22 protein-coding genes are annotated in these 24,588 nt (G+C 62.6%); 7 read left to right on the top strand and 15 right to left on the bottom strand.

Features of this window, described 5'->3' with window-relative positions:
* Positions 1 to 51 precede the first annotated feature (51 nt).
* The 3 genes from ACTAQI_RS04225 to ACTAQI_RS04215 all read left to right on the top strand — a co-directional run bounded on the left by ACTAQI_RS04225 (position 52) and on the right by ACTAQI_RS04215 (position 2,424).
* Entirely contained in the window at positions 52 to 627 is a 576-nt protein-coding gene (locus ACTAQI_RS04225) for an NADPH-dependent F420 reductase (protein WP_331322391.1), read from the top strand.
* Positions 628 to 739: 112 nt separating this feature from the next.
* Positions 740 to 1,264 carry a VOC family protein gene (locus ACTAQI_RS04220; RefSeq protein WP_457949767.1) on the top strand — a complete coding sequence of 175 codons (525 nt, stop codon included), beginning with the start codon at positions 740 to 742 and terminating at the stop codon, positions 1,262 to 1,264.
* Complete coding sequence (locus ACTAQI_RS04215) at positions 1,261 to 2,424, top strand: luciferase domain-containing protein (protein WP_457949766.1); 1,164 nt, start codon at positions 1,261 to 1,263, stop codon at positions 2,422 to 2,424. Before ACTAQI_RS04220 ends, ACTAQI_RS04215 begins: the two co-directional genes overlap by 4 nt.
* A gap of 45 nt (positions 2,425 to 2,469) precedes the next feature.
* Here the strand turns inward: ACTAQI_RS04215 and ACTAQI_RS04210 are convergent, their stop codons facing one another.
* The 7 genes from ACTAQI_RS04210 to ACTAQI_RS04180 form a co-directional block, all read right to left on the bottom strand.
* Complete coding sequence (locus tag ACTAQI_RS04210; RefSeq protein WP_457949765.1) at positions 2,470 to 3,636, bottom strand: serine hydrolase domain-containing protein; 1,167 nt, start codon at positions 3,634 to 3,636, stop codon at positions 2,470 to 2,472.
* A gap of 24 nt (positions 3,637 to 3,660) precedes the next feature.
* Complete coding sequence (locus ACTAQI_RS04205) at positions 3,661 to 4,647, bottom strand: alpha/beta hydrolase (protein WP_457949764.1); 987 nt, start codon at positions 4,645 to 4,647, stop codon at positions 3,661 to 3,663.
* Between the two features lie 29 nt (positions 4,648 to 4,676).
* Positions 4,677 to 7,157: a beta-glucosidase gene (locus ACTAQI_RS04200; RefSeq protein WP_457949763.1), complete on the bottom strand. Its 2,481-nt coding sequence runs from the start codon at positions 7,155 to 7,157 to the stop codon at positions 4,677 to 4,679.
* Positions 7,158 to 7,201: 44 nt separating this feature from the next.
* Positions 7,202 to 8,062: an ATP-binding cassette domain-containing protein gene (locus ACTAQI_RS04195; protein WP_457949762.1), complete on the bottom strand. Its 861-nt coding sequence runs from the start codon at positions 8,060 to 8,062 to the stop codon at positions 7,202 to 7,204.
* Positions 8,059 to 9,906 (bottom strand): dipeptide/oligopeptide/nickel ABC transporter permease/ATP-binding protein, encoded by a 1,848-nt coding sequence (locus tag ACTAQI_RS04190; protein ID WP_457949761.1) that lies wholly within the window; start codon positions 9,904 to 9,906, stop codon positions 8,059 to 8,061. Before ACTAQI_RS04190 ends, ACTAQI_RS04195 begins: the two co-directional genes overlap by 4 nt.
* Positions 9,903 to 10,844 (bottom strand): ABC transporter permease, encoded by a 942-nt coding sequence (locus tag ACTAQI_RS04185; protein WP_331322383.1) that lies wholly within the window; start codon positions 10,842 to 10,844, stop codon positions 9,903 to 9,905. The genes ACTAQI_RS04190 and ACTAQI_RS04185 overlap by 4 nt, the downstream gene beginning before the upstream one ends.
* A gap of 69 nt (positions 10,845 to 10,913) precedes the next feature.
* Entirely contained in the window at positions 10,914 to 12,413 is a 1,500-nt protein-coding gene (locus ACTAQI_RS04180) for an ABC transporter substrate-binding protein (RefSeq protein WP_457949760.1), read from the bottom strand.
* A gap of 201 nt (positions 12,414 to 12,614) precedes the next feature.
* On the opposite strand from ACTAQI_RS04180, the gene ACTAQI_RS04175 reads away from it, so the two are divergent.
* Positions 12,615 to 13,253 (top strand): TetR/AcrR family transcriptional regulator, encoded by a 639-nt coding sequence (locus ACTAQI_RS04175; RefSeq protein WP_331322381.1) that lies wholly within the window; start codon positions 12,615 to 12,617, stop codon positions 13,251 to 13,253.
* Between the two features lie 43 nt (positions 13,254 to 13,296).
* Here the strand turns inward: ACTAQI_RS04175 and ACTAQI_RS04170 are convergent, their stop codons facing one another.
* From ACTAQI_RS04170 to ACTAQI_RS04135, 8 genes are all read right to left on the bottom strand, one after another.
* Positions 13,297 to 14,106: an alpha/beta fold hydrolase gene (locus ACTAQI_RS04170; protein ID WP_457949759.1), complete on the bottom strand. Its 810-nt coding sequence runs from the start codon at positions 14,104 to 14,106 to the stop codon at positions 13,297 to 13,299.
* 131 nt (positions 14,107 to 14,237) lie between these two features.
* Positions 14,238 to 14,993, bottom strand: a complete 756-nt coding sequence (locus ACTAQI_RS04165; RefSeq protein WP_457949758.1) for an SDR family NAD(P)-dependent oxidoreductase — start codon at positions 14,991 to 14,993, stop codon at positions 14,238 to 14,240.
* A 25-nt stretch (positions 14,994 to 15,018) separates the two neighbouring features.
* Positions 15,019 to 16,035: a cyclase family protein gene (locus ACTAQI_RS04160; RefSeq protein WP_457949757.1), complete on the bottom strand. Its 1,017-nt coding sequence runs from the start codon at positions 16,033 to 16,035 to the stop codon at positions 15,019 to 15,021.
* 7 nt (positions 16,036 to 16,042) lie between these two features.
* The gene (locus ACTAQI_RS04155) at positions 16,043 to 16,501 is read right to left on the bottom strand and encodes a VOC family protein (RefSeq protein ID WP_255175269.1); all 459 of its coding nucleotides are present in this window, start codon (positions 16,499 to 16,501) and stop codon (positions 16,043 to 16,045) included.
* Positions 16,502 to 16,554: 53 nt separating this feature from the next.
* Complete coding sequence (locus ACTAQI_RS04150; RefSeq protein WP_457949756.1) at positions 16,555 to 17,724, bottom strand: mandelate racemase/muconate lactonizing enzyme family protein; 1,170 nt, start codon at positions 17,722 to 17,724, stop codon at positions 16,555 to 16,557.
* A gap of 24 nt (positions 17,725 to 17,748) precedes the next feature.
* Positions 17,749 to 19,110, bottom strand: coding sequence for an MFS transporter (locus tag ACTAQI_RS04145; RefSeq protein ID WP_457949755.1), 1,362 nt, complete (start codon positions 19,108 to 19,110; stop codon positions 17,749 to 17,751).
* 293 nt (positions 19,111 to 19,403) lie between these two features.
* Positions 19,404 to 20,510, bottom strand: a complete 1,107-nt coding sequence (locus ACTAQI_RS04140; protein ID WP_457949754.1) for a zinc-dependent alcohol dehydrogenase — start codon at positions 20,508 to 20,510, stop codon at positions 19,404 to 19,406.
* A 204-nt stretch (positions 20,511 to 20,714) separates the two neighbouring features.
* On the bottom strand, positions 20,715 to 21,809 hold the full coding sequence (locus tag ACTAQI_RS04135) for a LysR substrate-binding domain-containing protein (protein WP_457949753.1): 1,095 nt from the start codon (positions 21,807 to 21,809) through the stop codon (positions 20,715 to 20,717).
* Here ACTAQI_RS04135 and ACTAQI_RS04130 point away from each other — a divergent pair.
* The 3 genes from ACTAQI_RS04130 to ACTAQI_RS04120 all read left to right on the top strand — a co-directional run bounded on the left by ACTAQI_RS04130 (position 21,808) and on the right by ACTAQI_RS04120 (position 24,588).
* Positions 21,808 to 22,518: an SDR family oxidoreductase gene (locus tag ACTAQI_RS04130; RefSeq protein WP_255175264.1), complete on the top strand. Its 711-nt coding sequence runs from the start codon at positions 21,808 to 21,810 to the stop codon at positions 22,516 to 22,518. The two genes, ACTAQI_RS04135 and ACTAQI_RS04130, sit on opposite strands and share 2 nt — an antisense overlap.
* 166 nt (positions 22,519 to 22,684) lie before the next feature.
* The gene (locus tag ACTAQI_RS04125; protein WP_457949752.1) at positions 22,685 to 23,899 is read left to right on the top strand and encodes a thiolase family protein; all 1,215 of its coding nucleotides are present in this window, start codon (positions 22,685 to 22,687) and stop codon (positions 23,897 to 23,899) included.
* Positions 23,899 to 24,588 carry a 3-oxoacid CoA-transferase subunit A gene (locus tag ACTAQI_RS04120; protein WP_457949751.1) on the top strand — a complete coding sequence of 230 codons (690 nt, stop codon included), beginning with the start codon at positions 23,899 to 23,901 and terminating at the stop codon, positions 24,586 to 24,588. The genes ACTAQI_RS04125 and ACTAQI_RS04120 overlap by 1 nt, the downstream gene beginning before the upstream one ends.

Here is a 24,588-nt window from a genome sequence, read left to right as displayed (position 1 = left end):
ACTATTTAGTTGAAGCCTCAACCAATGGGGCTGCACACAAAGGAGACCGTTATGACTGCAGTAAGCATCCTCGGACAAGGCAACATGGGCTCGGCTATCGCCGGCATCGCAGAGAAGGGCGGCAATACCGTGCAGGTCCTCGGCAGCGGGGACACCGACAAGACCATTACCGGAGAGATTGTCGTTCTGGCTGTTCCCTACCCGGCCGTGCAGGAGATCCTGGCCCAGCGTGCCGAGCAGCTCGCCGGCAAGATCATTGTTGACATCACGAATCCGCTGAACTTCGAAACCTTCGACTCCCTGACCGTGCCGGCCGATTCCTCAGCCACCGCCCAGATCCAGGCCGCGCTTCCCAACTCCAGCGTAGTGAAGGCATTCAACACCACCTTCGCGGCCACTCTGGCCTCGGGCGAAATCGCCGGGCAGCCCACTACAGTGCTGATCGCCGGGGACGACGCGGACGCGAAGACACGGCTCGCCGGGCTCATCTCCGCCGCCGGGCTGCGCGCCATCGACGCCGGATCGCTGCGCCGGGCACGTGAGCTGGAGGCAACGGGCTTCCTGCAGATCGCCCTTGCCGCCGGTGAAAAGATCGCTTGGACCGGCGGCTTCGCCGTCAAGGCCTAAACAGGCAGTCAACCCGACTCCGCACCATCGTACTTTCCGGGAACCGGCCGGCTAATAGGCCGGCTCCCGGGCCACGGGCGCGGCTTCCGTACCGAGAAAGAACCACGTTCCGATGCCAGTCTCACCCGTCCGGCTGAACCATGCCGTACTCTTCGTCACCGACCTTGCCAGGGCCGAGCGCTTTTACACCCAGCTCTTCGGAATGGAAGTCGTCGTCCGCGAACCGCGCGCCAACGCGTCCTTCCTGAGGCTTCCGTGCTCCGGCAACCACCACGACCTCGGCCTCTTCGGGGTAGGCGACACCGCGCCGCCCAAGGTGCGTGGCGGCGTCGGGCTCTACCACCTTGCCTGGCAGCTGGACACCATCGAAGAGCTGGCGGAAGCCCGAAGGACCTTGGAAGAAGCCGGCGCGTACACAGGTCAATCCAGCCACGGGGCCACGAAAAGCGTCTACGGGGCGGATCCGGACGGCAACGAGTTCGAACTTATGTGGATGCTTCCCCGCCAGCATTGGGGCGAGTACGCGAACACCGCGCCCGTTGAGCCGCTGGAGCTCGACGACGAACTGCGCAGATGGTCCGGTGTACCCACCGCTGGCCGAATCACAGAAACTAATCCTGATGAGGACAACCAATGAATAACGCCTTCGACGAACCCACGGTTGTCTGGCACACCCCTGACACCACCGACCGTCCCCTGGTGGTGCTGCTGCATGGACGCGGCGCGGACGAGACGGGCATCATCGGTTTGGCCGGACACCTGCCAGCGGGCCCGTCGTACGCCGCTGTCCGCGCACCGATTCCGGCCGGAGGCGGCTACGCCTGGTTTGCCAACCGTGGAATCGGCCGTCCGGTGGCGGAGTCCCTCAATCAGACGATGGCTTGGTTCCGCAAGTGGCTCGATAATGTCGCACCTCCGGGTCGCCAGGTAATACTCGTCGGCTTCAGCGGCGGCGCAGCATTTGCCGGAGGACTGCTCCTGTCCGATCCACAGCGTTTCGCAGGCGCTGCCATCCTCTACGGAACATTACCGTTCGACGCCGGCGTCCCCACGTCACCTGCCCGCCTGGCCGGGGTGCCGGTCTTCGTTGCCCAAGGCGAAGCAGACACTGTCATCCCCCGCGAGCTCCTCGACCGAACGTGGACCTACCTGCTCGGTGGTTCCGGCGCACCCAGCTACGCCCGCCGCGATCCCGGCGGCCACGGCCTCACCAATGCCACCGTTGCGGAGCTTGGCGGCTGGATCGCGGAGCGTTTGCACTTCCTCGCCTCCCGCGGCACTCTGCCGTCCGACAATGGCACCTGGAGCGCCTTTCCCGACGGCGCGCTCCCGGTTCGTTCCGGCGCCCGCCCCGATGTTTCCTGGTCGATACCGCAGGAGCAGCGCTCCGACAATAGCCCGCGCCACGTCCGGGAGCGGCTCCTGGACCGTGTCCTCGCCTTGCCCGGGGTAACTGCACGCCAGTCAGCCATCTCCGTGCCCGGTGCATCCGGGTTCATGGTCGAACGCGACGCACGGGCGCCGCTTGACGCATTCCTCGTTCCACAGGCCGGAGAGTTTGCGCACCTCCACCCCGAGTACGATGGATCACTGCATACGGCCCTGCCTCCGGCTCTTGCCCGCGATGCCATAGCCAAAGGTTGGGGCGTGGCTCATCCCCTGGCCGGGATCCGGCTTGCCCGGGGAATGGTCATGATCTATGGACCACGGAACGACGCTGAGCTTGATGTCGTCACCGGAATCCTGCAGACAAGCCACGCCTACGCCACGCTCCCCTCAGGCAGCGGGAACGCCTGACATTCCGCGGAGCCATGGCCAGAGACGGCCATGGCTCCCTTGCGCCTAGCTCTGGCGGACAGCAGCCCTCACGGTTTGCGAGAGGTGGATCGCCCTCGCATCCGCGCCGCCTGGCAGTTGCATCTGGAGCGGGATATAGCCAAAGCTGATGCCGTACAGCGGGTCAGCGTACCCGAGCGCCCCACCGGCACCATCGTGGCCAAACGCCTGGTAGCTGCCAAAATCAGAGCCTGGGTGGGGCTTCATGAAAACAACACCGAACGACGCCGGGAAATTCAGGACCCTGTCCACTCCCCACACCTGCTGCTGCCCCATTGCCGCAACAGTATCGGAGTCTACGAGGGCATCCCCCGTCAGGCCAATGGCTGCTGCGTAAACCTGCGCCAGCCCCCTTGCCGATCCGATACCGCCAACTGCGGCAGGGCCAGCCGCCCGCACTTCGCGGCGATTGGGTGAGTAGGGACCCAGGTTTGGCGGTACAAGGCTGTTGACACCGTTGAACATCAGGGCGCCAAGACCATCCGGCGACATCTGGCTTGCGGACATGATTTCAAGCTGTTCGGTCGTAGGGTGCGCGGGACGTACTGCTTCGAACCGATCCTCTTCTGATTCCGGCAGGCCGAGCCAAAAGTCAATGTCCCGGGGTGCGCGGACGGTGTTCTCGTAGAGTTCCTGCAAGGTCAGGCCCGTAATCCGCCGCACCAGTTCCTCGATGACGGATCCGATGGTCAGGCCGTGATAACCGAAGCTTGATCCCGGGCGCCAGTACGGCCGTTGCGCCGCGAGTTTGGGGGCCGCGCGGCGGGAGTCCAGTATGTCCGCGGTTTCCAGCCCCGCGTCCACGTTGATCAGTCCAGCCTGGTGCGACAAGAGCTCGCGGACAAGCACCCGTTCTTTTCCGTTGGCGCCAAATTCCGGCCAATAGTGAACCACCGTTTGATCAAGGTCCAGCTGCCCTGAGCTGACCAGCGTCGCCAGGGCTATTGCGGCGACGCCTTTTGTCGCCGAGAACGTTCCCGTCAACGTGTCGCGTTCCAGGCCATCTCCACCGACCAGATCAACCACGAGGTGGTCCTTCCAGTACACGGCCAGCTGGGCGCTGTAGTTGGGGTCCTCGGCGAGATAGGCATCAAACTGGGCCCGTACGTCCTCGAACCCGGGTGCGACGGTGCCTGTGGACTGGCTTTTGGCAGGAGCCGTGACGGCTGACATATGGTTCGGACCTTTCCTTGGAAACTAGTGGTGGGCCGGCGACTGGCTGCCCGGTGCTGCCGTCCCGGCGGTACCGCGGAGCCAGGCGAGCATTTGCTCAACGGAGTGTTTGGCTGGTCCTGTGTGGGGATGGTCCAGGTGTCCGTGCATGCTGTCCGGTTCCATCTCCATGCGGACTGGCACTCCTGCGGCTTCCAGTTGGGCTGCGAAGAGTTCCCCTGAGGCGCGCAGCGTGTCAGATTCGGAATTGATGATGTAGACGGGGGGAAAACCCTTGACGTCGCCCTCCCCGGCGAACGCATGCCCGTCCTTGAACGTGTCCTCACTGCCGGCGAAATTCAGGTTGATGTCCCGGATGAAGTCCGGCCCGAAGGCAAGCTCAGCGGGAACGCCGGCCATCTTCCCGCGTAGATCCTCGTTGAGCGGGGGAAGCTCGGCGTGGACGAGAGGGTATGCGAGCAGCAAGGAAGCAGGCATCTGCCCGGATTCGTCCCTCAGCCGTCCCGTCAGCGCGGCAGTCAGCGCGGCGCCGGCGCTTGCCCCGCCAAGGTGAAGGTCTCCCACAGTCCGCAACCCCAGAGATTCAAGATTCTCACTTGCCCAGCGCCAACCGGCGAGTACGTCGTTTGACGGGGCCGGATACTTCACGCCGTGAAGGGCCTTGCGATAGTCCAGTGACAGCACTGAAATTCCGTGCGAGGCAAGGTAGAGGCTGACCCAGTGCGCCTCGGGCATGTCCAGGTCGCCGGCAATGAAGGCCCCACCGTGGACCCAGACGAGGCCAGCCAGGGCTTCGCCGGGACAACAGTACAGGCGTCCGGGGACCCGGCCCTCGGGGGTCGGGACATCAATGTCGACTGCAGATACAGCGGCCAACTCCGGATAGATGGACACAAGTGACTGGTGGTCTGTGTCAGTTCTGGGGTCCGGGAAGGGCCCGTTCAGCTCCAGGCCGCGGATCAGCTGGCCGGCCATTGATGTACTCGGGATTTGCGTGCCTGTATCGGCCATGTCTTTGTCGTTCCTTTTCTTGAGGGGCCCTAGTCCTGGACAAGTTCCAGCGTTGCCTGCAGCGGGAGTTCGTTGACGGAGGTGCCGATGCGGAGGGTGTACATGCCCGGCTCGTAGGTCCAGCCGTTGTCCCAGTACGCAAGGAGCCGGGTGGGGACGTCCACACTGGCTGTAACGGTTTCGCCGGCTTCTGCCCATACAGGAACGGAGGCGACAAGCCATCGGATAGGGCGGTCGACGGCGGAGTCTGGCCTTTCCGCGTATACCTGCACGACGTTCTTGCCGGCGCGGGCGCCGCCATTCGTAAGTGCGATGGTGACTGGAAGAGCTGTATCCGCCGTGGCTGTGGCCCGGGCATCCACGGAATCCAGGTTCCAGTGCGTGTAGCCAAGCCCGTACCCGAATTCGTATGCCGGAGTCCTTTCGGCCTTGAGCCAGGCACGGTAGCCGATATGGATCCCTTCGTCGTAGGTGAGGGTCCCGTCGGCCTCGGGCGTGACATTGATGACGGGCACGTCCTCCTGGCGTGCGGGCCATGTGGTGGGTAGTCGGCCGCCGGGCTCGGCTTCCCCCGTCAGGATGTCGGCAAGTGCATGGCCGAACTCTTGACCGCCGAAGTAGCCGATCAAGGTCGCCGCTACTTCGTCGCGCCAAGGCATCAGGACAGGAGACCCGGAGTTCACGATGACGACAGTGCGGGGGTTGGCAGCCGCCACGGCGTGGACCAAACGGTCCTGCGTGCCGGGGAGTTCGAGGGAGGAACGGTCGTATCCCTCGGACTCAACGCGGGAATTGGTGCCCACTACGACGACCGCAACGTCGGCAGCGCGCGCAGCTTCCACCGCTGCGGTAATGAGGCCGTCGGGGTCCGCATTGTCGGCTTCGGTACCAATCGTGATTCCGAGCGTGTTCGATAGTGCCCCTGCCGTCTTGCTGGTGAGTTCTACCCGTATGTTGAGTGGGGTGCCCTCGGCCACGTCCACCGGAACCGAGGCTGCTGGCGGCGCGAGCAATGCGGCCCCCAGGTCCGTTCCAACAGCTTCAACCGTGGCGTCATGGACAAGTACGCCATTCACGAAAATACGGCCATGCCCCACGCTGGAGAAGCCGAGCCGAATGGTGCCGGTCTCGTGCGGTGTGTAGATGGTGTGGAACTGAACCGTCGATGCTGTCGAGATGGGTGCGTCTCCTCCGAACCAGACCAGCGCTGTAGAGCGTCGGTCCTCGGCGAAGAGCTCGTGACCGTTGGCGTCCAAAAAGCTGACTCTGATGCCGGGGGCTCCAGTGACCGGATTGGTGATTTGTTCCAGGGGGAATTCCGCGATCCCTTCCTGCACTACCGCTCCCACTGTGTAACTGACGTTGTCTGGACCGAAAGCAGCGCGGATCCCGTCCAGGGGCGTGACTATTCTTTCGGGAACCACCGTGGCGGAGCCGCCGCCCTGCGTGCGGGCGTAGCGGGCGTTGTGTCCGATGACCGAGACCTTTCGGGCCACGGTTGGATCCAGTGGAAGCAGGCCGTCGTTTTTCACCATCACGGTACCGGCAATAGAGGCTTCCCGGGCGAACGCGACAAGGTCCTCCCGGTCCGCGGGTTCGGGCCGGACGGCCTCGAAGCCTTCGAGGGCACCCACCCGGGCGGCGAGCTGCAGGATCCGCAACACCTTCCGCTCGATCGCGGATTCCGGAATCCGGCCGGCTTCCACCGCCGCGACAAGGGCTTCACCCCAGGGGCCATCCGGCCCCGGCATGACGAGGTCCTGGGAAGCGGCGGCACTGTCGATGCTGCGGACTGCAGTCCAGTCGCTGATGACCACGCCGTCGAAACCCCATTCGCCGTTCAAAGGGGTTTCCAGAAGGTCGTTTTCGGTCGCGGTAACGCCGTTAATAGAGTTGTACGCACTCATCACCAGCCACGCTTTCGACTCAACGATGGCCTTTTCGAATGCGAGAAGATAAAGCTCCCGCAGTGGCCGGTCCCCCACCTTGACGTCGACGGTGAACCGTTCGGTTTCAGAATCGTTGGCCACGTAGTGCTTGGGGGTGGCGCCCACACCATTGCGCTGCACACCTGACACGTAAGCGGCCGCCAGCTCGGCTGTCAGCACCGGGTCTTCACTGAATGCTTCGAAGTGTCTTCCCCCCAGCGGGGAACGGTGCAGGTTGATCGTCGGTCCCAGGACCACGTCCACTCCCTTGCGCCGGGCTTCAACAGCCGACGCCGCCCCAAGCCGGTCGGCGATGGCCGGATCCCACGAGGAGCTGATGGCGGCAGCTGATGGAAAGTTCATGGACGGCTCACGCTCGTCCCAGACTTCACCGCGGACGCCCGTCGGACCATCTGAGAAGAGCATGCGCCGCAGCCCGATCTTCTCGAGGGGCCAGGTAGTCCAGAAATCACGTCCCGTCAGCAGCTGGATCTTTTCCGCAAGTGTCAGTTCAGCCATCAGGGACTTCAGTCGTGCGTCGGTGCTGTGGTCGGTTTTTGCTGCGTCGGTGAGGAGTTCCATGGTGGCTTTCTTGGCTGTTCTTGCGTTGATGTTCTTGCTGTTTTTCAGGCTACGCCGGCCTGGAGGTCCTGCTGGTGCTGGAGTTCCAGGAGGCGTACCCTGTCGGCCCGGTGTTTGGCCTGCCGGTCGGGATCGGGAATCGGAGCGGCCATGAACAGCCGCTGCGTGTAGGGGTGTTCAGGTGCTCCGGTGACCTGATCGCCGTTGCCCCATTCGACGATCTCGCCGTGGTACATCACGGCAACGCGGTGGCTGAGGTGCCGCACCACGGCGAGGTCGTGGGAGACGAAGAGGTAGGCGACGCCAGTGCGTTCCTGGATCTCGATGAAGAGTTCCATGACGCGGGCCTGCGTGGAGAGGTCCAGGGCGGAAACGGGCTCGTCGCAGACCATGAGCTTTGGATCCAGGGCGAGGGCCCTGGCGATGGCGACGCGCTGGCGCTGTCCGCCGGAGAATTCCCGCGGCAGCCGTTGCGCGGCGCCGTGCGGCAGCCGGACCTGGTCCAGCAGTTCGGCCACGCGCTGGTTGGCCGCCTTGCGGTCCACTTTGCGGACGGTGAGCGGTTCGGTGAGGATCTGCTCGATGGTCATGGAGGGGTTCAGCGACGTGTACGGGTCCTGGAAAACCACCTGGATCTCGTTGCTGAGTTCCTTGCGCTGCGCGCGGGTGGCCTTGGAGATCTCCTCGCCGCGGTATTTGATGCTGCCGCCGGTAACGGGCGCCAGCCCCAGCACGGCGCGGCCCAAGGTGGTCTTGCCCGAGCCGGACTCCCCTACGAGGCCCACAGTCTCACCCGGCCGGATGTCAAGGGAAACGCCCTTGAGCGCCTTGAACGGTTCCTTCCGGAAGCCCTTGAGCGGATATTCGACGACGACGTCCTTGACGTCGAGCAGGGTGTCGGTCATGACGTCACTCCTTTCAATTCCTGGGGCTTGGCTAACTGCGCTGTGCCGGTGGCCGGGATGTACTGCCCGCGGGGGGCGGTGTCTTCGAGGATCGCGTCGAGCAGCTGGCGGGTGTACGGGTGCTGGGCATCGTTGAAGATGGCCCGGACAGGACCGGTTTCCACGACGCGGCCGGTCTGCATCACGGAGACGAAGTCGCAGAGGTCGGCAACCACCCCGAAGTTGTGGGTCACCAGGATGACGCCCATGTTCAGTTCATCCTGGAGCTCGCGAAGCAGGTTCAGCACTTCGGCCTGCACCGTGACGTCCAGGGCGGTGGTGGGTTCGTCGGCGATCAGCAGGTCCGGATTGCAGGACACGGCGCCGGCGATCAGGACGCGCTGGGCCATGCCGCCGGAGATCTGGTGCGGGTAGGAGTTGAAGGTCCGTTCCGGGTTGGGGATGCCCACCTTCGCCAGCAGCACCAGGGCACGTTTGCGGGCTTCAGCCTTGGAGATGCCCAGGCACACCCGCATGGGTTCCATTAACTGGCTGCCGATGGTGAATGCGCCGTCCAGGTTGGACATGGGTTCCTGCGGGATGTACGCGATGCGCTTCCCGCGGACCTTGGTCATCTCCTTCTCGGAGAGGTGCGCCAGATCCTTGCCCTCAAAGAAAATGGAACCACCTGTGATGCGCCCGTCCTGGGGCAGGAGCCGGAGGATGGAGAACGCCGTCTGTGTCTTGCCGGAACCAGATTCGCCGACCAGGCCGTGCACCTCACCGCGCCGGACTGTCAGGCCCACGTGGTTCACCACGTGGGTGGTGGACCCGTCGGGCTGGTCGTAGCCGACTCCGAGGTCCGTGACTTCCAGCAGCAATTCGCCCGTGTCTGTGCCCGGCTCTTCGGGATGGACGACGGCGGCGTCCCCGCGCTTCCCGGCGGCACCTTCGGCGTCGGCTGCTGCAGTCGCTGCCGCGGCCTTGCGGCCCTTCTTCACCGGACCGCTGCTGCGCTCCAGCTCGTCGCGCATGGCGTTGGCCAGCAACGTCAGGGCGATGCAGACAAGACCGATGACCAGGGCCGGCCACAGCACCAGCGCGGGTGCTTTGAAGATGTTGATGAAGCCGTCATTGAGCATGCTGCCCCAAGTGGGGATGCTCCGATCGCCCAGCCCCAGGAATTCCAGTCCGGCCTGGATGGCGATGGCGATGCCGAGAACCATGGCTGACTGTATGATGACCGGTGCCCGGACCACGGTGAGGATGTGGCGGCCGATGATCCTGAAGTCGCTTAAGCCGGAGACCCGTGCCGCGTCCACGTAAAGTTCGTTGCGGACTGCGGTGACGGACGCATAGACAAGCCGGAAGAAAGCCGGCGACAGCAGCACACCGAAGATCATCATGGACAACCACATGGAGGGGCCAATTACTGCGCGGGCCGCCAGCAGGACCACCATGCCCGGCAGGGCCATCAACAGTCCGGTGAGCCATGAGGAGACCGCATCGAACCAGCCGCCGTAGTACCCGGCGATGAGCCCAGCCGTGACGCCGATGACCAGCGCCACGGCGAGAGCCACCACGGCGCCGGCGAGGCTGAACTGGCCGGCGAAGAGCAGGCGGCTGAAGACATCGCGTCCGGCGCTGTCGGCCCCCAGCAGATGCCCGGATCCGGCCTTGGCCAGCACATCCTTGAGGGTGGCCTCGTTGGGATCGTGCGTTGCCAGCACTGGGGCCAGGAGGGATGCCAGTGCCACCAGGAACAGGACAAGCAGCGATGCCGCACCTGTCGGGTGTGTTACGAGCTTGCGGAAGAGGGAAATCTTGGCTGCCGTGGTGGGCAGTGCGGGAGGAGCGTCGATCATGACAGCCGAACTTTCGGGTTGAGCCAGCCCTGGGCCAGGTCGATGATGAGGTTGACGGTCACCACGATGGCAGCGGTCGCAAGCACGACCCCCATCACGACCGGGATGTCACCCTGGCCGGTAGCGGCAACGGTGATCTGCCCGAGGCCGGGCAGGGCAAAAATCTGTTCCACGATGACGGCGCCGCCCAGCAGTCCAATGAACTGCACGGCAAGTACAGCCAGGGCCGGTCCGCCCGCGTTGCGCAGCACGTGCTTATAGACAACGCGGTTGAAGGACAATCCGCGGGCGCGCAGCGTGCGAACGTAGTCCTTTCGGAGCGCATCAATCAGTGAACCGCGGACCTGCTGCACCACGGCGGCGATGCATCCGATGGAGAGGGCGATGATCGGCAGGGTGACCGTCGCCGCCCAGCCGCCAAACGACGTCGTAATGGGTACATACCCTGTGGCCTTGAACCACTTGAGGTTGAGCGCGAACAGGGAGACCAGACCCAGCGCGATCAGGAATCCGGGGATAGCGAAGCCAAGGACGCCCACGAACTGGACCACGCGGTCGATCCAGCCCCGGCGCACTGCTGCCCAAACAGCCACGACTACCGAGATACCGGCAGCGACGATGGTGGCGCCGAGGACGAGGGAAAGCGTGACCCAAACCCTGCTGCTGACACCGGTGCTCACGAGCTGTCCATTGAACCAGGAGCGGCCGAGGTCGCCCGTGACGGCGCGGGTGATCCAGTCCCAGTACTGGACAACGAGGGGACGATCGAGACCCAGTTGGCTTGCCTTCATGGCAACCTGGGCATCCGTGGCGGTGGGACCCACGATACGGCGGGCGATGTCTCCGCTGCCTGCGTACAGCAGGAGGTAAGCCACAGTGGTGATGACGAACAGCAGGAGAACACCGGCGATTAGGCGCCGAAGCACGAATCGGTACATTTGAAAATCCTTTGAAAAGGTTCCTGAGGTTGCCGGACCGGGCAATGTCGCCGGTCCGGCAACCGTTCGCTACGAAGCGGGCGTAAAGGACCAGATGTAGGGGTAAACGTTGCCCGTCTGAAGCTCGACCTTGGTCTTTGCGTCAGTTACGAAACTGTTCTGTGGGCGGTACCACGGGGCAAACCAAGCCTGCTCCACGATGTACTTGTTCAGTTCCTTCGCGGCCGATTTCTGCTCGTCCGCCGCACCCAGGTGGATCTTGTTGATCAAGCCGTCAACCGTCGGGTCCTCATACTTGTAGGGATTCCACGCTGAATTCGGGGCGATCTTCATGTTGATGAGCTGCCAGTCCGACTGTTGCTCCAGGATCATGTAGCTCGCGGCGTACTTTGCTGCCAGGAGATCGGCAATGAAGTTGTTGCCTGCGTCGACCGTCTCCACTGTGACTCCCACTTCCTTGAGCTGCTGGGTGATCAAGGTGAAGATTGAGCTGTTGACGAGCGGGGTGGACGGCATTTGCAGCGTGAAGCCGTTCGCGTAGCCCGCGTCGGCCAGAAGCTTTTTGGCCTTGGCAGGGTCATAGGCATAGCGGGAGTCCAGGGAAGCGTCGTAAGCGTCCGAGGATGGCGGGAAGACCTGGGTCGTGGTTGTTCCGCGGCCTTGGTTGACAGCATCCAGCAGCGCCTTTGTATCGAAGGCGTAGTTCAACGCCTGCCGGACCCGGACGTCCTTGAGGGCGGCGTTGGTCTTGCCGGCGCGGTCGAACAAGATCAGTCCAGTCCAGTTGCCCTCGAAAGTGTTGTTCTTGTAGCCCGCCGCTTCGGCCTCCTGGATCATCGAAATGTCAATGAGGGAGCCGTTGAGCGTTCCGGCCTTGACGGCATTGAGGAGTGACGTCTGTTCCGGGTAGACGTTCAGCACCATGTTGTCGTAATGGACCAGGCCTTTGTTCCAGTAGTCAGGATTGCTCTTGTACGAGTATGAGGTCCCGGTGACTGTGGCTGCGGTATCCAGGATGTAGGGGCCGGATCCGACAGGTTTGGTGGCGATATCCGCGTTCCCGAATGATGCCGGGCTCTGCATGAACGATGCATCCTTGGACAGGTAGCCGAGGAATGCGGGGTCTGGGGCCGAGAGGGTCAGTTCCAGGGTCGTGCTGTCCACAGCAGTGGCTGTCTTGAGTGCTGCCAGGAACTGGGCGTCTGCCGACGTTCCTGCTTTGAATCGCTCCAGGTTTTGTTTTGCTGCGTCCGCGTTGAAAGGGGTGCCGTCGGTGAATTTGACGTCGTCGCGGAGCTTCAGGGTCAGGACGGTTTTGTCGTCGTTGTACTTCCACTCGGTTGCCAGCATGGGTACCAGCTTTCCGCCCGGTTCCATGCGGAGCAGGGTGTCGTACACGGCCTGGTAGAAAGGCGAAACGTTAGCAAAGTCGGAGTCGGCAGCAGCAAAAGATTTCGGCGCCATGAGGGTGCCCAGCGTCAGCGTTTGCGAGGAGTGCTCCGCAGTGCTTTCCCCACCTCCACCGCAGCCGGTGAGGCTCAGGGCAACGGCGGCAGCAAGTGCGGCCATGCGTGTAGGTCGGAACATCATTGGTCCCTTTCACGGTCAGTGGCGTCCACCATGGACAGCCATTGAAAGAGACCTTAACACGAAAACAGACCATGCGGTATGTTTTCACTGCAGCTTTCCAAATCTTGCTAAATGTGACGCGCCGCACAGACACTGATGCCCGCCCCGGCGTGCCTGGTCCAAGGTTGTTAGAGTTTCAAGATGACTGAAACAGCGACCACTGCCGCCGCACGTGAACCGCGGCGCGGCCGGCCGCGCGGAACCTACGCCAAGACGGAAGCACGCCGTCAAGAAATCCTGACGGCTGCCTTCGAGGTCTTTTCGGCTTCCGGCTTTCGGGCAGGGTCGGTCCAGGACATTGCTGACAAAATCGGTCTGACGAAGACCGGTCTCCTCCACCATTTCCACAGCAAAGAGGCCCTGCTTGAGGCTGTCCTGACCCTTCGTGATGAAGATTCGTGGGCGGCTGCCGGAATCGTCACCGACAACGGCATGGAAACGCTGAATGGCATCGTACGGCTGATGCAGTACAACACGTCCGTTCCCGGGTTGGTGTCGCTCTACTGCGTGTTGTCTGCCGAGGCAACAGACCCGGAGCATCCCGCCCACGAATACTTTCAGCGACGTTACAAATGGGCGCTGGGAGTTTGCGGACAGGCATTTTCCGATTTGGACCGGCGGGGTAAGTTGCGGCACGGGCTATCACCCACCGCAGCCGCACGGCAACTGGTGGCACTCATGGACGGGCTGCAGGTGCAGTGGTTGCTGGACAACAACTCTGTGGACATGGCCGGTGAGTTAAAGAACTTCCTGGGTTCCATCACTACCGAAGAGTTTTAGTGCCCCCGGCAGGAACGTATTCCTGCCGGGGAACCACACCGTTTTACAGGGCTGCCCTCAAGAAGGTGAGCAGCTCGCGGTTGAACTCTTCCGGCTCGTTCCAATGGGGGCAGTGGCCGCTGTTTTCGAAAACGGAGAGGGAAGACTTGGGCATGGTATCTGCCAGCCACTGCATGCCTTCAAGCGGGAAAGACGGCGAGAAGCGGCCCGTGGCTACCCAGGACGGAACATTCACGGTCGGTGCAACGTCCCGCCAGTCTGCTGTGAAGTGATCCACCAGGAGCGGAAGTACAGCGCCATCGGGAAATTGCGTGAGGCCGCCCACCTCGGAAAAGAGTTGCGCTACGTGGGGCGGCGCTGGAGGCTCAAGTGCCGGATTGCCCCATTGAAAGCGCCCGTTAACGGAATCCCACACATTGGCCCATTCGACGGACCGGACACCCCAGGCCCACGATTCGTCGTTAACGATTTTTGGCGACTGATCGATTGCTACGAACGCGCGAACGCGGTCCGTTCCGTACAGGTCGAAATATGCGAGACAGACGGAGACGCCCAAGGAATGCCCAACGAGGGCTACCTCGCCAAGCTCCAGATGCTCGAGCAATTCCCCGACGTCCTTGCCCAGGCGGGAGACACGTTGACCGCTGCCCGGGAAGTCTGAGCGGCCGTGGAACCTAAGGTCGAGCGCAATGGTCCTGTAACCTGCGGCGACCAAAGCCTGGCGCTGGAAGGCCCAGTGTGCCGCCTGGCAGGTGAATCCGTGAACAAGAAACACCGCCGGACCGGAGCCGAAGTCATCGTAAACCAGTTGTGCGCCGTCTGAGGTTCGAAAGGACCTTGTTTGACCAGTCATTGCTGCCTCCTTGGGCAATCGGTCGAAAGTGATGAGGTTGTAGCTCTAAAAAGGAGACTCCAAAGGCCGGGCTGATTCGCGGGCAGCCCGGCCTCAGGAACATCCGGCGCTTTCAGCCCGGAAGTGGCGTTTCAGCCGAAGACCACGCCGCCGTTGACGTGGAGCACTTGTCCGGTAATCGTGCCGTTGCCCGGCGCCAGGAGAAACGCGATGGCTGAGGCAATCTCCTCAGGCTTGGAAAGCCTTCCGAGGAGGGACATCCCGGCGATTCGCTCGCGATCTGCATCGTTTAAAACATCAGTCATCGGTGTTTCAGTCGCCCCGGGAGCAACCATGTTCACGCGCACCTGATTTGGCGCGAGCTCACGGGCGTATCCGCGTACCAAGCCGATGAGCGCGGCCTTTGAGGTGGCGTACGCACCGTTACCCATGAGCCCGCCTCCTGTGAAAGCTGCGGCGCTGCCAAGGACGACCACCGACCCGAGCCGGCCTGCGCGTAGAAGGTGGGGCCCTGCGGCCGAGATTGTGTTCTGGACTCCGATGACATTGATGTCGAGTACCCGCCGGAATTCGGCAGCATCGATGTCCAGCAGCGCCGACCGGCTGACTATCCCGGCAGCGGCCACAACCCCGGTCAGTCCGCCACCTGCCGCGAATTCGTCGGCTGCGCGGCGCATGGCCCCAGCGTCCGTGACATCAGCGGCCACGGCGACATGACCTTCTCCGTCCAACGTCGCCACTGCATCTGCCGCGGCTGACGGGTTCACGTCGACAATAGCTACGCGTGCGCCCCGGGCCGCAGCCTGGCGGGCACAGGTGAGGCCGATGCCGGACGCACCGCCGGTTATGAGGACAGCTTCAGCTGTCCCGGATTCGTGGTCATTCACGTCAATTACTCCTGAAGATTCATGTTTAGAGGATCGCCATTGCGTTGGCCGGGCTGCCAACTCCGCCCAGCAGGTTCAGCGGCTGGGCCGTGAGGAAGACGTCATATCGGCGTCGGGCGGCGCAGGCAGCTGCCAGCTCATCGAGCGCCCAAAGCTCGCCAATGCTCAGCCCAAGCAACGGGATCAGGATACGGTGCAGCATCCCCGTGTGGCTGGAGGCAGGCATCGCACCTGATAGTTCCGCCTGGACGGTGAGTTTGGAATCCGTTGCCGGCCAGGCTTCCAGCGCGATGTTGTCGGACGCCGCCACCGCTACTTGATGGTCCCAAAGCCACGCGGCCGATTCTTCGGTTTGGCTTAGGCCCGGCGAGCGGAGGGCGCCGTCCGAGCGGTTGGCGTCCGTCCGGATGTGTTTGAGCCATCCTGTGCGGATCATGATGATGTCGCCCGGCCGGATGGTGCTCCCCTGCCATTCAAGCGTTGCATCCAGATCAGCCACCGGAATTTGTTCGTTGGTGGCCTGGTCGATCGGGCGGCCGACCGCGTCCCGGTAGGCACCGACGTCGATGAGCAGGCCACGGCCGGCGATCCCCCGTTCGGCCACGGCCTGTATTCCGAGGCCGGGTTTTCCCGCCACCAGCCCGTTGGGATCCGCGTCATTGTAGAAGCCGTGGTCCGGATGCCCGAAGTGTCGCAACCCGTCAATTTGCGTCGACGCCTGAAGGAACAGATTATCGATCCGGTCGTCGCGGTGGAAATCGTTGAGGCCGAACACAGTGTGTTGAATCGAACCGCGGTGGGCAATGATGGGCGGCTCGAATTCCGTCAACGGCAGGTTGAGCGGTATGACTTCGCCCGTCAAAATACTCTCACGGGCTTCAAGGACACGGGCCGGTGTGAGGTGGTTCAGGGTGCCCAGCTGGTCGGCCGGGCCCCACAGGCCCCAGGCCGTTCCCCGCAGCCGGTCGGGGCGATCAAACAGCTGGTAATACCGGGGAAATTCCCCGGCCGGGGAACGGCGTGAAGCTTGATGGGTGGTCATCGGGTGATTAGGCTTCGCCGTCCGTCATGACCTGGTGGATCTCGATCATGTTGCCGGCGGGGTCAGTGAGGAAGATCTGGTGCCAGCCTTCGACGGACCAGACGCCCCAGTCGTCGAACGGGATGTTGTTCTCGGTGAGGCGTGCCTTGATGGCCTCGATGTCATCGGTCCGGAACGCAAAGTGTCCTCCGATGAGCGGGTTGACCGAGTGTCCCTCCTGGGCTGCGAGGTACGGCTGGCGCTGGGTGGCGTGGATCTGCAGTTCGTTGGGGTCGCCGGCTTCGTAGAACTTGGCGGCTGTATCCCACTCGGCGTCGCCGTCGATGTCGTTGTCTGCATTTTTGGACGTGGCGATCATCTTGGGCGAGGGGAGCTGGTTCAGTCCCAGCGCCTTTCCGTAAAAGTCCGTCAGGATCGACATGTTGTCTGAAGTGACATTCACGTGGTGGAGTCGGAGGTATGCCATTGACTTTTCCTTTGATGTGATGGGTTGGTTATTGCGGACAAGAGTGACCGGAGTCAGAGGTCGACCCGATAGCGGGCCACTTTCTCCGGGTCGAGCTGGATGCCGAGGCCGGGGCCCTCAGGAACGCGCATGTATCCATTCTCAATAATGAGCGGCTGATCCAGGAGATCATCGGCCATGTCCAGGTAGTTGGACAGTTCAGCTGCCGAACGCGAGGTAATTTCCTGGGACGCACCGAAGACGAGGGAACAAACGGTTCCGACTTGCGCATCGATCTGGTTGCCGATGACCGCTTCGAGGCCCAGCCCTTCGGCAAGGTGGGAAACGCGCAGCGAACCTGAGAACCCTGTTCGGGCGGTCTTGATGCTCACAGCGGTCGCTGCTCCTGCAAGGATTTCGCGGGTAACGTCAGCCGGCGTGGGCGCACTTTCGTCCGCGACGAACGGCACAGGACATTGGGAAACAAGCCAGCGCCTGCTCAACACATCGTCGGCGGGGCAGAGCTCTTCCACGCGACTTAGTCCCACAGCTTCGAGATCCCGAAGTGCCCCGGCCGATTCCGCCGCCGTCCAACCCCGATTCCCATCGATGTACAGTTCCGCGTCAGGGCCAAGGGCTTCCCGGACTGCCTTGCACACTTCCACGTCCAGGTGGACGGGGCGCCGTCCGACCTTGATCTTGAAACTCGAAATGCCCAACGTCTCCCTTAGCTCGACAGCCTCGGCGGCAACTGTGTCCGGATCATCGAACCCCAGCATGTGGCTGACCTGCAAGCCATCAGCGAAGCCTCCAAGAAGGCGATGTACCGACGTGCCGATCGTCTTGCCCCAGGCGTCCCACATTGCCATGTCGATGGCGGCTTTGGCAGTGGGATTTCCTACCGTTCGAGCCAGGCGCGACCGCACCGCCTCGCGGTCGAGGATGGAGAGCCCGATGATGGCAGGGGCGAAAATCTTCTCGATAACGGCGACAATCGATGCCTGCGTCTCACCATAGGTGTAAGGCCGCGGAGGGGCTTCGGCAAACCCGACCACACCATCGCTGGTGACCACTTCCACAAGCACATTGTCCGCTACATCAATCGATCCGCTGGCAAAACGCAGGGGCTTGCGGTAAGGAATCGCGTACGGGACGGTCCGTACTTCGACGATTCGTGGTGCAACTGCACGCTCACCCGCGGGTGTTGTTTGAGTGGCTGGTTGAAGTAACAAAATTTTGGTCATCCTTTGGTGTGGCTTTGGTGGAGGTCATCCCCGGGCGTGTGCCCCGGCAACATCTGTTTCGAGACTGGTAGTCCCACGGAGCCCGCCAGTCTTCCGGTCAGCCCACCCGATGAGGATGTAGACGAACACTGCAGCGAGGCCGAAGAAGCCCGACATCACCAGAAGGCCGGCGGAGCTTGAGCCGGTGAGGTCAGTGAGCCAACCCTGAATGTAAGGGCCTACGAGGCCGCTGACGTTTCCGACAGAGTTGACGAGCGCGATGGACACTGCGGCGAGGGCCCCGGCATACACCTGGGCAACGGTCGCCTGGAAGGTGGACAGAGTCGCGAAGAAGCCCGCAGCGGCGATGCTGATACCGATAAGTGACAGGAACGGGTTTCCGGAGAGCACTCCAATGAGGAGTCCGAGTGCTGCGGCAACCATGGGCAGGGTGAGGTGCCAGCGCCGTTCGCCGGTTCGGGAGATGCTGCGGACGATGACAAACATGACGATGGCGGAGAATGCCCACGGGATCGCCGAGACGTAGCCGGACCCGACGACGTCCAAGTGGAACTGCTCTTTGACGATCGTCGGAAGGAAGTACGTGATCGACCAGAAGCCGATCAGGATAAAGAAGTAGGTGATGGCGAAAGCCCACAGCGACGGCCGGCGGAGCGCGGCGGGAAGCTGCTTCAGTTCGTGTGCTCCGGAGCCCGAGCGCTGGGTGACATTCTCCGCCAGGTACGCCTTTTCCTCGTCATCGAGCCAGGCCGCCTTCGCCGGGGTGGAGGGCAGAGCAAAGAAGATGACAACTGCAAGGATAATTGCCGGAACACCTTCAATCAGGAATACCCAACGCCATCCGGCAAGGCCAGCTACGCCGTTCATGAGCATGATCGACGAGGTCACGACGGAGCCCACCGCCAAGGCGACCGGAACAGCGAGGTTCAGCCAGGACATCGCCTTGGGCAGCAGCCGGGCTGGACACCAAAGCGCCAGGAAGAGCGCGGTCCCCGGCGAGTAGCCGGCTTCGGCAAGTCCGAGAAGGAACCGCATGACGTGAAGGCTGACTTCGTCCTGCATGAACGCCATACCCATCGTCACCAGGCCCCAGGTGATCATGATGCGGGCCAGCCAAATGCGCGCCCCTACCTTGGCAAGGAACATGTTCGAGGGGACCTCAAACAGCAAGTAACCGATGTAGAAGAACCCGGCGGCGAGGCCGAATGTCGCTGCCGTAAGGCCCAAATCTTTGGACAAGGGCCCTGCGATCACCCCAAGGTTGGCTCGATCGATATAGGCAATGAACATGCCAAGCATGAGGATCGGAAGGACCTTCAGGGTCACTTTGCGGAAGACCCGAGCTTCAACGCTCAGATCTATCGGTGTGGTGTTTGTTTTCATCATGACCTCTCTTCGTTGAGGGGGCTCTGGATTTGGTGCCGCCTTCAAAAAGGTTAGTGAGAGATTGTTCCGAAGAGAAATACCAATTCTCTTTCATTTGATAGGTAAAACAGAAAGATCCTCGGGTGCCCTTAGAACCGTGGGCTGACCATACGCAGCCGGCCCCAAGATCAGCTCGCGGTAGATAGCAGGCAGGGTCGAAGATCGCTCCACGAACGTGGGTACCTGGGATGGGCGCCGTCGTCGGTTCCGCAAAACCTGCGCGACGGATCGCGACGGCGCCCGTCAGTCCGTCGTTACTGGCGACGGTCGGGTAGGCCAGGAACCAGCAGTACCTTGCAGGCGTCTTGGGAAAGAAGTTCGATGGCTTCCTCGAAAGCCGACAGGGGAAGACGGTGGGTGATGAAATTGGAGAGGTCTAATTCGCCACTCGCCACGAGCGCAGCGATTCGATCCCAGGTTTGCCAAAGGGCCCGCCCGAAGCTGCCCGTGAGAGTCAGACCCTTCTTGATTAGGTACGCTGCGACATCGATTTCGATTGGCTTACCCGGGATTCCGACGGTCACAACCGTCGCCTCCCGGCGGACCGCTTCAAGTAGCGGCGGCAGTGCGGCCGCTACCCCTGAAGCCTCAAAAGCTACATCGAAGCCGAACTTCTCCCCCGAGAGCTCCCGGCAAACAGCGATGACATCATCGTCGGGAGACAAGGCTATTGCTCCCAGTGCCTTTATAAGGCCCTGCCGGTAGGCGTTGGGTTCGACGACGACCACGCAACGGGCACCCATCGCCCGGGTAATCGCAGCAATGAACAGGCCGACTGGACCACCACCGCTTATCACAACGTCAGCCCCTGAAAGCTCAACCCTGGACCGTTGAATGGCGTGCATGGCGACCCCCGCTGGCTCGAGAAGGGCGCCCTGTTCCAACGGAAAGTCCGCCGGCAATTTAAAACATGCCGTGGCCGGCGCAACAAGCCGCTCGGCAAAACCACCATCGAGATGAAGCCCGAGTAGTTCCATGTTCAGGCAATTGTGGGCGTCACCGTTTCGACAGGGATAGCAATCCCAGCAGGCAACATGGGATTCCAGGGCAACCCGGTCCCCCACCTTGAGCGACTCGACAGCTGAACCAACTTCGATGACGGTGCCGGCGCACTCATGGCCCAGAACAACCGGCATTTTGAGATTGAACGCCTGCGCCATGGGTGAGTACTCGTAGAGGGCCCGGTCAGTTCCACAAACCGAGGCTGCGGCGACCTGAATCTTCACTTTGTCCGCGGAAACATGCGGCTCAGCATACGAAGCGTGGAACTTGACTCCCCGCTCAGGACCGGCCTTGACTATCGCACGCATGGTGCGGGGGGCATTAGCGGATTCTCGTTCAGAAGCACTAAGGGACGTCATTGTGAACCTATCTGTTGCGCGCCCAAGAGAATCAGCATCTCGTCGATGCCCGTGCGACTGCCGCCCGCAACTCCCGCTACCTGGGATCAAGGGCGGAGAGGCTGGACCGGCTTGCGTTGAATTGGCTTGGGCAGGATTGGAGGGCAACTGGTGCGCCTCCAAAGATAGTTTGGGAGTCAGCCCGGCAGAAATACCGATTCACGCTCATCTGATAGCGAAGCCGGAAAGGTCGGGGGTGGGCAATGCGACTTCCGAGACCTGGAGCACGGCAGCAAGTGCAGGAGATGTGTCATCCTTTCGCCACGTCAAAGTGGCAAACATGTGGCTGGGGTGAATGTCGTCCAATTCCCGGTAGACGATTCCGACGGACTGCGACGGAGTTACCGAACTAAGTGTGATGGTGATGCCCGCGCCGGCGGCAACGAGGGCAAGAGCAGTAGAGGAGTCAGGAGCCACCTGGACGATCTTCGGCCTGAAACCGGCAGTAATGCATAACGCAAACATGGTGGCCTGGAGAATCGAACCTGTATCAGCGGGCAGGCTGACAAACTCTTCGTCGTGAAGATCCGCCAAGGAAAGACTGGGCTGGGCCGCGCGAGGGTGGCCTTCCGGCAGGGCGCACAAAATTCTTTCGACTTCGACAACGCGGGACTCCAGTTCCTTCTGGGGGGTGGGAAGTCGCGCGAAAGCGAGATCCAGTGATCCCTCAAGGAGCTTGTCCAATGCCGTGTAGACGTAGGTCTGGGACTCCAGCTGCAACTCGATCCCCGGGTGGGACTCGCGCACAGCTCGGGTCAGAATCGGTAGGGCGCGCTGACTCGAGGCGCCGGCGAAAGCGATTCTGACGCGCCCCTGTTCCCCCGCAGCAATTGACTCGGCCAGGTTCTGGACCGCAGACACTTGACTGAGTACCTTTCGCGCCGGGACCAGGAGCCTCGATCCTGCATCCGTCAGTGCAACCGTACGGGTGCTTCGTTCGAAGAGCTGAACGCCCAAACTTTGTTCAAGTTGCTTGATGCGTGCACTTAGCGGCGGTTGCGACATATGCAGCCTCGCGGCCGCCCGGCCGAAATGCAGTTCCTCGGCCACTACGGCAAAGGCCTCAAGATCCTTTACTTCCACTTCGTCATCCTCACGCAGCCGCTCCATTGTTCTGAATTTCAGATCAGTGTACTCGGTATTGGTATTGGATGGACACGTTATCTGTCCTTCTTTCCGGGCATACTGAAAAGAACGTGTTGCACCGCCGCAACGGAGTTCCGTGCATGCCGACGTGCGTGGAGGAAGGAAAATTGTCATGGTAGAACGTCTCCTCGTTACCGGGGGTGCCTCTGGAATCGGTCGTGCCATCGCCTCGCGCGGGCTGGAGCAGGGGTGGGAGGTCGTGGTCATCGACAAGCAACCCGCGGACCTCGGCCGTTCAATCACAGCCGATTTGTCGGACGTCGACAGTACGGCGGAAGCCCTCGAAGCCGCCCTGTCCGAGGGTCCAATCACACGGTTGGTCAACAACGTTGGCGCAGTTTTCCCCGCCCCGCTCCGCGAACAGTCCCTGACCCAGCTCGATCAGTCACATGCGCTTAACCTCCGTTGCGCCGTGCAGTGCACCCAGGCTGTTCTCGACGGCATGACGCAGGCCGGGTTCGGCCGGATCGTCAATATGTCATCGCGAGCAGCACTTGGTAAGGAACTGCGCACTGCTTATGCGGCCGCCAAAGCGGGCCTTATCGGACTGACCCGCACCTGGGCCTTGGAACTGGGTCGGGAGGGAATCACAGTTAATGCCATCGGACCCGGGCCCATCGCCACGGAACTCTTCATGAAAGCAAACCCGGAAGACTCACCGCGGACAAAAGCCATCATTTCCTCCGTTCCTGTGGGAAGGCTCGGCCAGCCGGAAGACATTGCCAACGCTGCAGGGTTCTTCCTGGACGAGCGGTCCGGATTCATCACGGGGCAAACTCTCTACGTATGCGGTGGACTCACGGTCGGAACAAATCCTGTCTAACACGCGCCTCGCGCAACCCAGCCACATGCCGGGGCAGTCCCGCTAAATGGTGCATGCGTTGACTGCATTGGACACGGCCAGTTTGTAGCAGGCACCGCGGTGCCGACTCTTGCCTTAAACCGCGCAGCGCCGAATGACAGAAACAGATTGAAATGGATAAAACCCCATGAACCAGGCTTTTGTGTACGACGCCGTGCGCACCCCGTTTGGCAAGTTCGGTTCCGGCCTCGCGGCTGTCCGGCCTGATGACCTTGCCGCGCACGTGATCAAGGAATCGGTGAAACGCGCTCCCGGCCTCGATGTCGAGCGGATCGATGAGGTGGCGTTCGGCAACGCCAACGGCGCCGGTGAGGAAAACCGGAACATCGCCCGGATGGGCACCCTGCTCGCGGGACTGCCGGTGTCTATTCCGGGGACCACGGTCAACCGGCTCTGCGGTTCGTCGCTGGACGCGGCGATCATCGCTTCACGCCAGATCAACGCCGGCGACGCCGACCTCATGCTGGTGGGCGGGGCCGAGTCGATGTCGCGTGCACCGTGGGTGCTGCCCAAGACCGAGAAGCCCTACCCGGCGGGGGACATGACCCTGGCGTCCACCACGCTGGGCTGGCGCCTCGTGAACAAGGCCATGCCGAAGGAATGGACCATCTCCCTGGGCGAGGCCACCGAGCGGCTGCGCGAGAAGTACGGGGTGACCCGTGAGCAGCAGGACGAGTTCGCCGCCGCCTCGCACAACCTCTCTGCCGCGGCCTGGGACGAGGGGTTCTACGACAACCTCGTCGCCCCGGTGCCCGGCACGGACCTGGTCCGGGACGAGGGCATCCGCGCCGGGTCGTCGGCGGAGAAACTGGCCGGCCTGAAGACCGTGTTCCGGACCGAGGACGGCACGGTCACCGCCGGTAACGCGTCGCCGCTGTCCGACGGCGCCTCCGCGGCCTGGATCGGGTCCGAGGCCGGTGCCGGGCTGCTCGGGCTGGACCCGCTGGCCCGGATCGCCGGCCGCGGCGCGCACGGCAACGACCCGCAGTACTTCGGCTACGCCCCGGTGGAGGCGGCGCACAAGGCCCTCGCGAAGGCGGGCATCGGCTGGGACCAGGTGGGCGCCGTCGAACTCAACGAAGCGTTCGCCGCGCAGTCCCTGGCCTGCATCAACGCCTGGGGCATCGACCCCGGAATTGTGAACGCCCACGGCGGGGCGATCGCGATGGGCCACCCACTGGGCGCCTCGGGCACCCGGATCCTGGGCACCCTGGCCCGGTCCCTGCAGGCCTCCGGCGAACGCTGGGGCGTCGCGGCGATCTGCATCGGCGTCGGCCAAGGCCTCGCCGTGGTCCTCGAAAACGTCACCGCCTCGGTAAACACCGCTGGAAAGGACCAGTAATGCTGAACTTTGTTGACTCCGTCCAGGAGGCCGTGGCCGGCATCAAGGACGGCTCCACCGTGATGATCGGCGGGTTCGGCAACGCCGGCCAGCCGTTCGAACTGATCGATGCGCTGCTCGAATGCGGCGCCACGGACCTGACCGTGGTGAACAACAACGCCGGCCAAGGCGATCAGGGCCTGGCTCTGCTCATCAAGGAAGGCCGGGTGAAGAAAATGATCTGCTCCTTCCCGCGGCAGTCCGATTCCTGGCACTTCGACGCCAAGTACAAGGCCGGGCAGATCGAACTGGAACTGGTGCCCCAGGGCAACCTCGCCGAGCGGATCCGCGCCGCGGGCGCGGGGATCGGCGGGTTCTTCACCCCCACCGGCTACGGCACCATGCTCGCCGAGGGCAAGGAAACCCGCTTCCTGGACGGAAAGTGGCAGGTGTTCGAGACCCCCATCCACGCCGACGTCGCCCTGATCAAGGCCCTCAAAGCCGACGGCAAGGGCAACCTGGTCTACCGCAAAACCGCCCGGAACTTCGGCCCCATCATGGCTGCCGCCGCCAAGCACACCATCGTCCAGGTCGCCGAGATCGTGCCTACGGGAGCGTTGGACCCGGAGAATGTTGTCACCCCGGGGATCTACGTCAACAGCATCGTCAAGGTTGCCGGCAGCGGCAACACGGCAGAAAAGGCGGCCTGA

It is taken from the genome of Pseudarthrobacter sp. alpha12b (assembly GCF_054130495.1).
The sequence above is the reverse complement of the archived record's forward strand: the minus strand, read 5'-3'. Positions and strand labels throughout refer to the sequence as shown.

What these genes read in the sequence shown, in the direction of transcription:
- ACTAQI_RS04225 (WP_331322391.1), top strand. Translation starts at nt 52, where the DNA reads ATGACTGCAGTAAGCATCCTCGGACAAGGCAACATGGGCTCGGCTATC.
- ACTAQI_RS04220 (WP_457949767.1), top strand. Translation starts at nt 740, where the DNA reads ATGCCAGTCTCACCCGTCCGGCTGAACCATGCCGTACTCTTCGTCACC.
- ACTAQI_RS04215 (WP_457949766.1), top strand. Translation starts at nt 1,261, where the DNA reads ATGAATAACGCCTTCGACGAACCCACGGTTGTCTGGCACACCCCTGAC.
- ACTAQI_RS04210 (WP_457949765.1), bottom strand. Translation starts at nt 3,636, where the DNA reads ATGTCAGCCGTCACGGCTCCTGCCAAAAGCCAGTCCACAGGCACCGTC.
- ACTAQI_RS04205 (WP_457949764.1), bottom strand. Translation starts at nt 4,647, where the DNA reads ATGGCCGATACAGGCACGCAAATCCCGAGTACATCAATGGCCGGCCAG.
- ACTAQI_RS04200 (WP_457949763.1), bottom strand. Translation starts at nt 7,157, where the DNA reads ATGGAACTCCTCACCGACGCAGCAAAAACCGACCACAGCACCGACGCA.
- ACTAQI_RS04195 (WP_457949762.1), bottom strand. Translation starts at nt 8,062, where the DNA reads ATGACCGACACCCTGCTCGACGTCAAGGACGTCGTCGTCGAATATCCG.
- ACTAQI_RS04190 (WP_457949761.1), bottom strand. Translation starts at nt 9,906, where the DNA reads ATGATCGACGCTCCTCCCGCACTGCCCACCACGGCAGCCAAGATTTCC.
- ACTAQI_RS04185 (WP_331322383.1), bottom strand. Translation starts at nt 10,844, where the DNA reads ATGTACCGATTCGTGCTTCGGCGCCTAATCGCCGGTGTTCTCCTGCTG.
- ACTAQI_RS04180 (WP_457949760.1), bottom strand. Translation starts at nt 12,413, where the DNA reads ATGGCCGCACTTGCTGCCGCCGTTGCCCTGAGCCTCACCGGCTGCGGT.
- ACTAQI_RS04175 (WP_331322381.1), top strand. Translation starts at nt 12,615, where the DNA reads ATGACTGAAACAGCGACCACTGCCGCCGCACGTGAACCGCGGCGCGGC.
- ACTAQI_RS04170 (WP_457949759.1), bottom strand. Translation starts at nt 14,106, where the DNA reads ATGACTGGTCAAACAAGGTCCTTTCGAACCTCAGACGGCGCACAACTG.
- ACTAQI_RS04160 (WP_457949757.1), bottom strand. Translation starts at nt 16,035, where the DNA reads ATGACCACCCATCAAGCTTCACGCCGTTCCCCGGCCGGGGAATTTCCC.
- ACTAQI_RS04155 (WP_255175269.1), bottom strand. Translation starts at nt 16,501, where the DNA reads ATGGCATACCTCCGACTCCACCACGTGAATGTCACTTCAGACAACATG.
- ACTAQI_RS04150 (WP_457949756.1), bottom strand. Translation starts at nt 17,724, where the DNA reads ATGACCAAAATTTTGTTACTTCAACCAGCCACTCAAACAACACCCGCG.
- ACTAQI_RS04145 (WP_457949755.1), bottom strand. Translation starts at nt 19,110, where the DNA reads ATGATGAAAACAAACACCACACCGATAGATCTGAGCGTTGAAGCTCGG.
- ACTAQI_RS04140 (WP_457949754.1), bottom strand. Translation starts at nt 20,510, where the DNA reads ATGACGTCCCTTAGTGCTTCTGAACGAGAATCCGCTAATGCCCCCCGC.
- ACTAQI_RS04130 (WP_255175264.1), top strand. Translation starts at nt 21,808, where the DNA reads ATGGTAGAACGTCTCCTCGTTACCGGGGGTGCCTCTGGAATCGGTCGT.
- ACTAQI_RS04135 (WP_457949753.1), bottom strand. Translation starts at nt 21,809, where the DNA reads ATGACAATTTTCCTTCCTCCACGCACGTCGGCATGCACGGAACTCCGT.
- ACTAQI_RS04125 (WP_457949752.1), top strand. Translation starts at nt 22,685, where the DNA reads ATGAACCAGGCTTTTGTGTACGACGCCGTGCGCACCCCGTTTGGCAAG.
- ACTAQI_RS04120 (WP_457949751.1), top strand. Translation starts at nt 23,899, where the DNA reads ATGCTGAACTTTGTTGACTCCGTCCAGGAGGCCGTGGCCGGCATCAAG.